This window comes from Ruegeria sp. A3M17 (assembly GCF_003318255.1).
Lineage (GTDB): Bacteria > Pseudomonadota > Alphaproteobacteria > Rhodobacterales > Rhodobacteraceae > Ruegeria.
Map to the genome: position 1 here is coordinate 1 of NZ_QOCF01000003.1, position 12,320 is coordinate 12,320.

Consider the following 12,320-nt stretch of genomic DNA (forward strand, 5'->3'; position numbering starts at 1 on the left):
TCATTCTTGGTCGCCCCCACCGTCGATCATGCTTTTTTTAAGCAAGCGGAGTTCAAGCGTTTGTTCCGCGACGACCTCCTTCAGATCACGGGCTTCGCGGCGCAGATCTTTGACCTCATCGGTCGTGGCGGCACGGGCCGTGTCGCCAGCCAAGCGCCGCTTACCGGCTTCCATGAAATCCTTGGACCATTTGTAGTAAACGCCCTGGGAAATCCCCTCGCGGCGGCACAGCTCCGCAATGCTGTCCTCGCCCTTCAGACCGTCCAGCACGATCCTGATCTTCTCTTCAGCTGTATATTGCTTGCGCGTCGCGCGGCGGATGTCTTTGACAACTTTCTCGCCGTGGCTCTGCTTGGTTCCGGGTTTCTTTCTCATCTCCACTCCTTGGCGGTTACGATGAGCCAGAAACCCTCTCTTATCAAATCGACCTATTTGGACCCATAAGCGCTGACGTCAGACAGGCTGTCAGAGCGAGTGACCCGCAAATCAATAGAATTGTCAGTTTGGTCAATTTCGTCATATTTTCTCTTCCGATGGTTAGAGTGTGGAAGTTAACTCATGTCGACTTAGGTCAACACGTGCCGAACATCAATCATCCCCTACGCCCACATCACCGCTACTGTCGTATGGCAGGTCTGGCAGCTGATCGATGAAACCCAGCATCTCAAAAGGAAGGCTCTTGAGTGCTTCAGGCGGTTCGGTCAGAGCAATGGTTTCGGGTCGTGCATTTTCGATACCGCCATAAGCTGGACCATGTGCACGTGGCATATGTGGGTATTTTTCGATCCACAGTTCATGGCGTGCACGCATCCTGCGGAAGGGTTCCTTGAAGTGAAATCCTCCGACGACAATTGGATTTACCTCACGGTGATCATTGTAAAGATCATACACCGAGGTGAGACCTGTCTCAGCTTGAGAGTCTCCGATCCAGTGAGTTTTGTACTGATCCTTTACGCTGGCACCTAGGTTCGGACCGGAATAGATCATCACATTATCTCGTCGGCTGTACCCGTCACCGTTCAGCAGCAGCGACGTCTGATCTACCCCATCAATGACACGGTCAGTCGGCACGTTTTCCAATGCACCTGCGAGGCGCGCAAAGGTCGTGAACAGATCGCTCACATGAACGATATCGCCGGCGATTTGACCAGGTTCAATGACACCGGGCCACCAGGCTTGCGCTGAAACCCGAACACCACCCTCAAGGAAGTCGCCCTTGCCACCGCGGAAGGGGCCTTCGCCCAGACCAGCACCAGCGGGCGGGTTGTGCGTCATCGGGCCATTGTCAGACATGGCGATGAGGAGAGTATTTTCCGCGATGCCGAGTTCCTTCAGGAGCGCAACCAATTGCCCAGCATCGGGATCAAGATACTTTTCATAAGATTCACCGACCAAACCGCGTTGCAAGGATACTTTCTGAGGTTCGGGCAAAAAGCTCACCCACAAAGGCCACCAGGCAGCATAGAAAGGTTTGCCAGCTTCGGCGTTCTTACGAATAAATGCGAAAGTTCTGTCACGCGCCTCATCATCAAATTTGCGGTAGCACTCGGCCTCGATGCCGCACCACTCGCGTGTAGCGCCGCCTTTTTCGCCTTCTGCATAAAAGACATAACCCTCCTGAACGAAGGTGTTGTCTTTGACATAGCGGTCCTCCGCTAGCATTTCACGCTTCAGACCTACGACAGCGTTTGCCGCTTCGGCCTGCACGTTCCAAAGACTAACTGATTGATTGTAGAGCGAAAAGAATGCCTCGTCATAGCCTTGCTTGTGGGGGAAGGATTCTTCGAGGTCACCCAAATGCGTTTTTCCAAAGAAACCGGTTGCGTAGCCCGCATCACTTAAGACCTCGGCAATGGTCACATTTTCAGCGGCGATGCCCTCGTATTCTACTGGGAATCCAACGGCCTCCATGCCGGAGCGGACAGCATATTGTCCTGTCCACGCGGCAGCGCGTGTTGGTGTACATGATGGTTCGGTGTACATCCGCGTGAAGAGCATGCCTTCTGCTGCTAGTTCGTTCAAATTCGGTGTCTCATAACCTCTGATTTGCTGCATTGCGGGAATGCCGACAGCTCCAAAAGGTTGGTCGTCCCACATTAGGTGGATAAGATTTGGAGGCGTGCCATATTGCGCTTTAAGCTCGGCAAGCTTTGCATCGATTTCGCCGTCTTCTACGGCCCAGACATTGCCGTTTTGCGCCTCCAGAATGTAGTATTCCGCATCATGGATGATTTGATTTTCTTGAGCATAGGAAGTCGCCGGGGCACAAATGCACACGATACCACTCAATAATAAGTCTGCGCGCAATGCGCGGTGAAAAGGGGGGGGCATATGTTGGCTCCTGAAACTGGTCCGTTGGTGACTTGGTTGGAGCGCCGCCAATGCGACGCAATTTACTAAAACGATAACGTGTAACCAATGAATGGACCGAACTGATCTACGTCATATGCAAACTCACCGTCAGAGCGTGTTGTCGAATAATCGATGCTGTAATAGCGCAAGCCGAGCTTGATCGACCCACGATCGCCTAGGGAGTAATCTGCCCCAAGAGTCGCACTCCACTGCAAATCATCGCCATTCACTCCGAAACCACCTGCATCAATCGAAGCACCGCCCGTCCAGCGGTCATTGATCTGCCACGCATATCGTGCGCCTATCACTGGTTCCCACCATGCTTCGGTGCCCCCTAGATTGGCACCCGGTCCAGGTCCACCGCTTATGGCGACAGTCTGCTTCAGGCTGTTATACCGGACACCAGCAGAAAGATCGAAAGAACGTTTGCGACCAGCAGCGTCGGTGCCGCCTAACACGCGGTATGCGCCAAGCAACCCGATCCAGTATTGCGTTACATCTACATCTGCTGTGGCGTTGCCCATTCCGATTGGGATGGTCTGTGTATGACCAAGATCAAGATAGTTGGCATCAACGATTATTCCGAAATCGCCCTGCCATGCCTCATACCGACCGGATATGCCAAAATCGAGCAGATCGAGTGCGTCGCTGAAATCAAGGTCGATTGGGACTGACTGACCAGCGACTGTTGACGTGCCGTCAGTCGAAGTCGGCAGGAACAAATAAAACGTTAGATCATGACTCCAGTCTTCGCTGAAACTTAGTACTGCAGATTCTGCATATACCGTTGTCGGAAGTAATGCGGCGCATACAATTGCCGCATATCGCTTGCTTTTCATTTTTTCTCGCTCCGTCTTTAGATGTTGCCGGAAGATCTCGCCAAATCTGTGTGTGGATCGGCAGAATTTCCAATATTCAGCTCGTTGCGCAAAAGGTCATGGCAGGTTGCCGATATTGATCGATTGGTTTCATTTGCCAGCTGCGCAAGGGCGTCGCGTTCCTCTCGGGTCAAGAAAGTGACAACCCGCTCAGTCCGCGCTTTGGCCTTTGGCAGCAGCGGACGGCCCAAACTCTTCCTGACCTTTTCTCGTGTTTTCACTTGACCCATCCTGAGGCGCCGGTTCTTACTTTACCGGTAAAATGCCGGAGAATTCAGATCGACCACATCAGAAATTCGCCAATTCCAGTAGAACCGGAGTCGACGTCAGGCAAAATGGAAGTGACATTGCGTGACCCAAACCAGGCAGAGGAAATCACGCCATGGCAGATGAATTTTCGTCAGATTGAGCCAGGTGAGTTACAAACCCGATTGACAGTTGTGGGAGATGAGACGTTTTCAGTAACTGAAATTGCGCTTTCGCTTGCTGTCCACCAGCAGGGTATTCCTCCTGCAGGCACATTGACCTTTGGGCGTGCGACAGAAGACAGACTACATCGTTGGCAGGGGCGAAAGTCGCAGCGCTCTCAACTCTTATCATTTGGGACAATCAACGGTTTTGACAGCGTCAGTCACGCCGGTTTCATCGGCAACGTGTTGTCTTTTGATGATTGTTACCTCGAAAAGATGTCCGATGAACTGCGCCTTGAGTTGCCCGAAGCCATGCGCTCAGCTGGTCAATTCGAAGCCGGTGGCTCCGTCTCTGACTTGATAAAGGTAGACCAGCTACTGGTTGCGATTAAACGTGATCCAAAGATCCTGCAAGGCGATGATGCAAGAGACACGCTTGCGCTGCTTGTTCTTTTGCTTGCGACGAACGCCACAATTCATGAGGACAAAAGCAGGCTGCGGCATCGTCTTGCAACATTGAAGTTATCAATGGGCCTGATGGAAACCTACGCAGATGAGCCACTTGCTATCGGAGAAATCTGCAGGCTTGCACGCTGCTCTTGGCGCACACTGGATCGTGTATTCAAAGAAGAATTTGGTATAGGCCCGAAGGCTTATTACATGCGGCTTCGTCTCGGACGTGCCCGTGCCGACTTGCTAAGCGCGAAAGACAATAAGAGCGTTGTTGATGTCGCCAACTTCTGGGGGTTTTGGCATATGGGACAATTCGCTCGAGACTACAAGAAGATGTACGGTGAGCTGCCCTCATCAACATTGGCTAGTCAACTCGCTTGAACAGTGCCGCCAACCGCAAAGTGAAGAGCGGTTGGAATTGGTCATGTAGTCAATCGCATATCAACAGGGGAAATGCATTAGATGGGGTGGTTGCCGCCATCTCTCGACGGCATCGCGATGTGCCATAGTGGAAGCAGATCACCCGGAGCAATTTGGTGAAAACTCGTCTGCCATGGCGTGATTTCTTCTACCTGGTTTGGGTCACGCAGTGTCACTTCCATTTTATCCGACATCGACCCGGGATCTGATGGTATTGGCGAATTTCTGATGTGGTCGATCTGAATTCTCCAGTATTTTACCGGTAAAGTTAGAATCGGTAACTCAGGATGGGTCATGCAAAAATGAAAGACGAGATCAGGAAGAGTTTGGGGAGTACGTTGTTGCTAGGGGCCAAAGCTCGAACTGAGCGGGTTTTCACTTTCCTAACAAGAGCGGAGCACGACGCTCCTGCGCTGCTGGCGGAGGAAGCTAATTGATCAACATCGTCCACCTGCCACGATCTTTTGCGCAACGAGCTGAATAATAGAAGTTCTGACGATGCGCGCACAAACGCCAGCTGGGTCAAGTGGGAACCGCAGGCATCACCCAAATACGGAGCGAGAAAAAATGGAAAGAAAGCGACTTGCGGCAATTGTATGCGCCGCAATACTTCCATCGACATTGTTCGCTGAAGCCGAAGATGCATCGAATTGGTCCGCCACTGAACCCTTTCCTTCCCAAACTGTCTACTTTCCCGGAACCGAGACGCTCCATCCAGACGAAATGCGCGTTGTAGCTTGTGGCACAGGAATGCCCCAACCAAGAATGAAACAGGCTGGCTCGTGTTTTCTGGTCGAGCTGGGCAATGGCGACAAGTTCATTTTCGATTTGGGCAAGGGCTCTTCTGATCATATAGCGGCTTTGGGAATTCCAACCGACCAACTCAACAAAGTGTTTATCAGCCACCTGCACTTTGACCACGCCGGGGATTTTCCGGCCTTCTGGCTTACACGCGGTGTGAATGCGGCGCGCCAACCCTTGTTCCTGTGGGGACCAGGGGGTGGGCAAAACCCTAAATGGGGAATTCGGGGCTGGACAGAAACCATCAAGCAGGCATGGGCTTGGGACGTCGCAACGCGTGAATCGTCAGGCGATCCGCGTTCTACCCAGCTTACAGTCACAGAGCTTGATTGGAAAAAGGTCAACAACCTCTTTTATGAAGAGAATGGAGTTAAGATTTACTCGATTCCAACAATCCACATCGACCAGTCAATTGGGTATATTCTCGAATGGAATGGTCTCAAATTTGCCTATTCAGGGGATACGGCACCAAACAAATGGTTTCTGGAGCACGCTTCCGGTGCGGATTTTGCCATTCACGAATCCATGCTTCCGCCAGAATTGTGGCTCGAAAAGTATAGTATGAGTCCTCAGGCTGCGGTCATGTCTGGGACACAAGGGCACACAACACCAAGAGCCTTTGGCAAGATTATGGACATCGCGAGACCACGAATGGCGGTCGCTTCACATTTCCAAAACGACTTTGACACAGCTTCGCTGATGGAAAAAGAGATCCGCGTTCATTATGACGGCCCGTTGAGTTTGGCGACGGACTTCATGGTCTGGAATATTACAAAAGAGAATATCACAACGCGGATGACGGTTCCAAACCCTGAGAGCTATCCGCCTCCTGCGCAGGTTGCCGCAGAACCGCCTATCGTTGATGAGAACACTTATCAATGGGACCCATTCAGTTTTTCGGGGTTTGAGCCGCATACAAGCGCTGTGACAAATGAAGTCGTCAAGGAATTCAATGAGCAGCAGGGGACAGATATCGAACCCATTCTTAGTAATATTCCTTTCAAGTAATGATAGCTTTTCTGTTGCAGCGGGCTGGCCCGCCATCAGGGAAACCGAAAAGAAAGCCATTTCCTGTGAATGCGGCCTTTGCCAAATGAAAAACTTACTATTGGATTGAAAATGACTTCTAAATCTTCCGCTCTGTTGTCACTGGCCAGCGTGCTTTCCATTGCAGCTTCCATTGCGAGCGCAGCTGATAACTCTGATATTCGTCTAATCGTGCAGATTACAGTCGATGGTCTGCGCGGGGATCTCCTAAGTCGCTACGAACCCAGCTTTGGTCCCAACGGATTCCGCCGCCTAACAGAAGTTGGTGTTTGGTACACTGATGCTCACCATCTCCATGCAAATACAGAAACAGTGGTTGGTCATGCGACGCTTGCGACCGGTGCGCATCCCTCAGAGCATGGGATGATAGGCAACATCTGGTTTAACCGCGCAGATGGTCGACTTGGCTACAATATTGAAGACCCGGATTATTTGATGCTTCCTGTTCCCGGTTTCAAAGGACAGGGTGACCAGCTTGATCCGAGCCAGACTGTTGCAGAATCGTCTGGCAGGTCGCCACGAAACCTTCTTGCATCAACCTTCGGAGATGAACTTTACAAATCGAACAATGGTCGTTCGAAAGTCATTGGGATTTCGAGTAAAGATCGGTCGGCTGTGGCAATGGCAGGCCATGTCGGTGACGCCTATTGGATGTCGGTTGAAACCGGCGCGTATGAAACCAGCTCATACTACTTTGATACCTATCCGGACTGGGTGCTCAAATGGAACGCCAAACGCCCAGCTGATGCCGCAATCGGGTCCAAATGGGTTCTTCACGATCCAATTGATACATACCTCTTGGCTAACAACGATGACCGTCCTTACGAGGCTGACCTTAAAGGGTTCGGGCGCACTTTCCCACATTCATACGGTGATCCAGCCGACGGCCTCTATTATACGCAAGTGGTTATTGGCCCACTTGGCGATCAACTGACCGCTTCGTTTGGAAAAGCAGCAATTTTGGGCGAAGGGCTTGGGCTGGATGATGATGTCGATTACCTCAGCCTCAGCTTCTCCGGAGTCGACGCTACAAATCACTTCTTTGGCCCATCAAGCCTGGAAAACGAGGAAATGGTTCGCATGCTTGATCGAACACTTGCGGATCTGTTCGCCTTTATTGACGAAAACGTGGGGCGCGAGAATGTGCTGTATCTGTTGTCAGCTGATCACGGGATGCCAGAAATGCCCGAGCACATGGCAGACCACGGGCATACGACGGCACGCGCGGGACAGACGGTTCTAGCGGATCAGTTGAACGTAGAAATTCGCGAAACGCTTGGCGTCGATAAGGCTATTAAGGCATTCTTTCGCCCTTATATCTATTTGGACGAGGATGCGATTGAGACTGCCAATGTCAACAAGCGGGACGTTGAACGGTTGATTGTCGATAGTCTTGCCTCTCGGCCTGGGGTTGCGCTGGCAATGCCGAAGGAGCCGTTTCCTGAGCAACGCGGAGGATTTTTGGAATCGCCAATCCGCAACAACTACCATCCTGCCCGATCAGGTGACATTTATGTTGTGCAATCCCCCTATTCCTTCCTGCTTGATCCAGGCGCCGTAGCTGTGATGCACGGGTCGCCTTGGCGATATGATACACATGTACCAATTTTGTTCGCTGGCCCTGGAATCGAGGCAGGTCAAGTTGCCCGGCGTGTAGGAACCGTGGATGTAGCGGTCACTCTCAGCAGGATGTTCGGAACGACTATCCCCAGCGGTGCAGCTGGCATCGCCCTTGTTGAGGTTTTGGATTAATACTTTAGAGGAGCCCCATAGGTGCAAGTGTTTTTCGAAGACGCCAATACAACGCAGTCTTAGGCCACTGGAACCGGAGCCATCCACCTCAACCGCAATTGGCAGCTACTACCTGAAACAATGTTCTCGGTGCCAGATAAGAAATTCGGCCTACGGGCGTTCCGCTGGCCCGTTGGCTGCTTCGCCAAAATCGCACTCAATATTTGCAACTGCGGCGAAGGTTCGGAATCCGCCCTGATCATAGGACGCAGCGACCTTTTTCGAGGTCGCCTTTGGGCTCTCCCGGCACATTCGCCGCGAGATCCATGAACGACCGTTTCGGGATGGAGCGCCTTTCGCGGCGTGGCGCACGAACTGGCAAGACGCGGACAAAGCCACCGTTGCACTTAGGCCTCTGGATGCCCGGTTTCAGCCCAAAGCAGACGTTCACAACTAGACTACGCAGGTTCCAAGGCAGGGGCTAAGCCGACATAGAATTGCGGAAGCAGTTCTTTGGCTTCGACCCGAAACACAGTGCTTCAACCAAACCCCAGGAACCACTGAATTATGAACGCGTTCGCTAAATCGACAAAGAAAGCCGAAACTAACGGCAGAACAATAAACGCCACTGGCGAAGGGCCATAGCGTTGTGTGACCGCTGTCATATTCGCGATGGCTGTCGGTGTCGCACCCAACGAGAACCCAGCAAAACCAGCTGATATGACGGCTGCGAAGTAGTTTTTCCCCATCAGGCGGAACACGATGAAAATAATAAACGCGACGGCCGCGATTGATTGCAAAAGCATGGTTGTGATTAAAACTCCCGCACTGCTGGCCAGGGTCCACAACTCCATGCTCATCAGCGACATTGCAAGAAACACGGAAAGGCTGAATTCGGAAATCACGTTCATCGCAGGAGTGCCCGCGGGCCATTTGAGCTTAGAAAACAAGGGGGGCAGCAAGTTCGACAGCAAAATGCCGCTTAAGAGGCAAGGCACGAACAGGGGCAGTTTAACTCCTGCTGCCTCAAGTGCTTCAAATACGGAATACCCAATCGCGATTGCGATGTGAATCCAGAGCACACAATTCATCAGGTCTACATGAGTAACTGTCGATGGTTGGTCGGTAGTTGGCTCCGCAACCGTCGCAACTTCTTCTTCTGCGTCGTCGACACTCTTGAGGTCGTTCTTTTGGATAAGAAAACGGGCAATGGGTCCACCCAGAACGCTGGCCAGGATCAGACCAACGGTCGCCGTAGCTATTCCCAGTTCGGAAGCACCGACGACTTGATAGCTATTTTCTATGGTTGGGCCCCAAGCAATGGCTGTGCCGTGACCTCCGATCAAGGATGCGGTTCCCAACAGTACTCCTGCTTGTGACGGCAAGCCGAACAAAAGCGCACCAATCATGCCCACCACGTTCTGCACGAGCATAAAGGCAATCGTGAGCCCAAGCATGAGCACAAGAAGTGGTCCACCCTTTATCAGATCAGCGAAACGGGCGTTTAGACCAACTGTCGTGAAAAAGTAGACCAACAAAAAGTCTCTGGCGCTTAGTTCGTAGCTGATTGCACGGCCAGTGGCTAAAACCACAAGCAAAGCCAGAATGGCCGCCAAAAGGCCTCCGCTGACTGGCTCCGGAATGCTGTACTTGGACAAGACTGCGTATCGACGGGTCAACCGCGCGCCGAGAAAATAGACCAATATCCCAATTGTTACGGCGCCAAAGCTGTCAATTTCTATCGGATCAAGCAATTCCATAGTGTTTTGTGCCCCCGCCCAAGTAAGTGAATTTCTGTTGGTTCTATTAGGATTGGTTTTGTCTAAGTTTCTGAGTCTGGAGAGTTAGATCAGATGTCCTTTTTGATTTTACTCGGAGGTATTCCAGTCCACCCCTTAAATGCGTGCGCGAAGCTTGTTGCGTCAGAGTAGCCGAGCATTTCTGCCACTCGCGTCACACTGTGATCGCCTTCCTTCAACAATTCTTCCGCGCGATTGCGCTTCAGATCCGCGAGCAGCTTGCCAAGAGTCGTGCCCTCTTTCCTGAGTTTTCGAGCTAGTTGCTGCTCAGAGAGTCCAAAGATTTCAGCCGCCTTTTTGTTGCTTAGAAAGCCCGCATCCACGTGTGGTCTGAGGGCTTCGCTGACACTCTCTGTAAGGGACCGAGGGGGCTTGCGTTCACCACTTTCATCCGCAGGGATCTGGAAGTACCCCTCCTTTGAGAACTCCAAGTTCAACCATGCAGCGGGAAACGCAATACGATGTCCAAATTTGTCCCCTTTGATTGGTTTAGAACCTTTGAAATCGCCGGGCAGTGCTTTGGGATCGCTTACGGTGATCAGTGTTTCTTTGGATGACCAACTTGTTCCGGCACATTTTGCGACAATCTCGGTAAACAAGCAGGTAAAAAAAGCGTCTATCTGCGCGGGAATAAAAGGCGTCTCAAAATACCTTTTCCTGATATTACCGCAGACTTACCATGAATATCCAGGTGGTGTTCTGTTGAACTTGAATGCTCAGTCGCGACGATAACGACCGACGTCAAAAATGAGCCGAGCGTTTTTGCATCTTTGGTCGCGTCGACCAAAGGCGGCCAGTTTGAAACCGCCATTTTAGCGCCAATTTTGCTAAGCAAATGAAGGTCTTTTGTTGCGGCGGCTGCTTCTTCAAAAAACTGATACATGACAATTGCGTGGATGTATGCATCGGGGTCGTCGAAAGCGGCGCGAGAAATACCCAAGCGCGTCAGTATTTCATCGGTGTCTTCATAAACAGCATCCAGCGTGCTCAAGATCGGTTTCGCAGTGGATAACCGGATCAAGGGCTGTGCCGGGCCATTCATGTTCGACCCTCGGAATGTGCAAGGCTCATTTTCCACCTCGTGGCTATGGCATGAATCCAAAAAAGAGTTTCGGCGACCTGATAATTTTAATTAAAAATCGCAACCTGGTGACCAAAACTATCATGTATTGTAGATATTCAGATGTCTAAATTTTTCAGCAATACGCTCGTTGAAGGGCATTTGAACCAAGTCCGTTAGATGACGGCTTCTCAGAACTGGTTCTGCCAAAGGCTAAAATTGCCAACCTTGATGAGCTAGCCAACGATGAGGGAGGTGAAATGGCGGACTCTGACCACGAGCTTCAACGACCGGGATGGACAGTTCCAATCGTAGCAATAATCATACTGCTGATATTTATCTGGTATGTTTTTAGCGACAGGATCACTCCGACAACCAACAACGCGTCTGTTCAGGGTTACACCATTGCGGTCGTTCCGGCGGTCTCCGGGTATATCGCTGACATTGCCATAAAAAAGAACACGCTGGTTCCAACTGGCACAACGCTGGCGTCTTTGGAAAAAACGCGCTTTGAAAATGCCGTAGAAGCTGCTGAAGCAGAGCTTGAAGCCGCTGGACAAACCGTAGGTGCCTCTACTGCTTCCGTCGCCACAGCGACCGCAGCATTGGCAAAGGCTCAAGCGCTTCTGGAAGAAACCAGAGCGCAATCGGCTCGCATCTTCACCCTGGAAGAAAAGGGAATATACGCCGAGGCTCGCGGTGATGAAGCGCGGGCAGCTGTGTCGACGGCAGAAGCGGCAGTGTCCGCTGCTGAGTCCGAGTTGGAACGCGCGCGAGAGCAGCTTGGCGCGGCAGGTGACGATAATCCACGCCTCCGATTAGCAGTTGCGAAACTAGCCGATGCGCGACTTGATCTTGAAAAGACGGACCTTTTCGCACCGGCTGATGTCATTGTCGGCGGGCTAAAGATCGATGAAGGGGCGTTCGCCAATGCAGGCGCACCTTTGATGACATTGATTTCTATCGAGGATCAGTGGGTCGAAGCTTTCATGACCGAAAACAACCTGACGCGACTTGCGCCGGGCAACAAAGCTGAAATTGCCTTTGATGCATTTCCCGGACGGGTTTTCGAAGGGAAGGTCAAAAGTACCGCCTGGGGTGTTTCGTCGGGTAAGGTCGTTAACCTCGGCGACCTTCCAACAGCCTCGAAACCAAAGGGATGGCTGCGCGATCCTCAACGGTTTTCAGTGATTATCGAAACTACGAACTACACACCGGCAGACAGTCTTGATCAGCCTGGGCTCCGATATAACTCACAGGCGACTGTGGTGGTTTATACGGGTGACAACCCGTTTTGGAATACCTTGGCCAAAGGGTGGATCAGGTTCGTGAGTTACCTGTCTTACCTGTATTAAGTCGGCTCATTCAG

Annotated in this window: 10 protein-coding genes and 1 pseudogene; 5 read left to right on the plus strand and 6 right to left on the minus strand. The window is 51.7% G+C overall.

The genetic code is table 11. The annotated features are described in order from the left end of the window. From DS906_RS00970 to DS906_RS22005, 3 genes and pseudogenes are all read right to left on the minus strand, one after another. Positions 1 to 375: pseudogene (locus tag DS906_RS00970) on the minus strand (transposase); the annotation flags it as partial. A gap of 213 nt (positions 376 to 588) precedes the next feature. Then, positions 589 to 2,331: a sulfatase-like hydrolase/transferase gene (locus tag DS906_RS00975; protein WP_113788404.1), complete on the minus strand. Its 1,743-nt coding sequence runs from the start codon at positions 2,329 to 2,331 to the stop codon at positions 589 to 591. Positions 2,332 to 2,396: 65 nt separating this feature from the next. After that, positions 2,397 to 2,876, minus strand: a complete 480-nt coding sequence (locus DS906_RS22005) for a hypothetical protein (protein WP_147235131.1) — start codon at positions 2,874 to 2,876, stop codon at positions 2,397 to 2,399. A 21-nt stretch (positions 2,877 to 2,897) separates the two neighbouring features. Between DS906_RS22005 and DS906_RS22590 the strand changes: the two genes are divergently transcribed. The 4 genes from DS906_RS22590 (at position 2,898) to DS906_RS01000 (ending at position 8,113) form a co-directional block, all read left to right on the plus strand. Further along, complete coding sequence (locus DS906_RS22590; RefSeq protein WP_255415355.1) at positions 2,898 to 3,026, plus strand: hypothetical protein; 129 nt, start codon at positions 2,898 to 2,900, stop codon at positions 3,024 to 3,026. Positions 3,027 to 3,565: 539 nt separating this feature from the next. After that, the gene (locus DS906_RS00990) at positions 3,566 to 4,474 is read left to right on the plus strand and encodes a helix-turn-helix transcriptional regulator (protein WP_113788407.1); all 909 of its coding nucleotides are present in this window, start codon (positions 3,566 to 3,568) and stop codon (positions 4,472 to 4,474) included. A gap of 606 nt (positions 4,475 to 5,080) precedes the next feature. Further along, the gene (gene gntH, locus DS906_RS00995) at positions 5,081 to 6,322 is read left to right on the plus strand and encodes a guanitoxin biosynthesis MBL fold metallo-hydrolase GntH (protein WP_304576184.1); all 1,242 of its coding nucleotides are present in this window, start codon (positions 5,081 to 5,083) and stop codon (positions 6,320 to 6,322) included. A gap of 78 nt (positions 6,323 to 6,400) precedes the next feature. Next, positions 6,401 to 8,113, plus strand: coding sequence for an alkaline phosphatase family protein (locus DS906_RS01000; RefSeq protein WP_158541254.1), 1,713 nt, complete (start codon positions 6,401 to 6,403; stop codon positions 8,111 to 8,113). 518 nt (positions 8,114 to 8,631) lie between these two features. Here the strand turns inward: DS906_RS01000 and gltS are convergent. The 3 genes from gltS to DS906_RS01015 all read right to left on the minus strand — a co-directional run bounded on the left by gltS (position 8,632) and on the right by DS906_RS01015 (position 10,933). Next, the gene (gene gltS, locus DS906_RS01005) at positions 8,632 to 9,852 is read right to left on the minus strand and encodes a sodium/glutamate symporter (protein ID WP_113788410.1); all 1,221 of its coding nucleotides are present in this window, start codon (positions 9,850 to 9,852) and stop codon (positions 8,632 to 8,634) included. 89 nt (positions 9,853 to 9,941) lie between these two features. Beyond that, positions 9,942 to 10,490, minus strand: coding sequence for an AraC family transcriptional regulator (locus DS906_RS01010; protein WP_158541255.1), 549 nt, complete (start codon positions 10,488 to 10,490; stop codon positions 9,942 to 9,944). Positions 10,491 to 10,507: 17 nt separating this feature from the next. Continuing rightward, positions 10,508 to 10,933 carry an AraC family transcriptional regulator ligand-binding domain-containing protein gene (locus tag DS906_RS01015; RefSeq protein ID WP_113788412.1) on the minus strand — a complete coding sequence of 142 codons (426 nt, stop codon included), beginning with the start codon at positions 10,931 to 10,933 and terminating at the stop codon, positions 10,508 to 10,510. Between the two features lie 278 nt (positions 10,934 to 11,211). On the opposite strand from DS906_RS01015, the gene DS906_RS01020 reads away from it, so the two are divergent. Further along, complete coding sequence (locus DS906_RS01020) at positions 11,212 to 12,306, plus strand: HlyD family secretion protein (RefSeq protein WP_113788413.1); 1,095 nt, start codon at positions 11,212 to 11,214, stop codon at positions 12,304 to 12,306. Positions 12,307 to 12,320 lie beyond the last annotated feature (14 nt).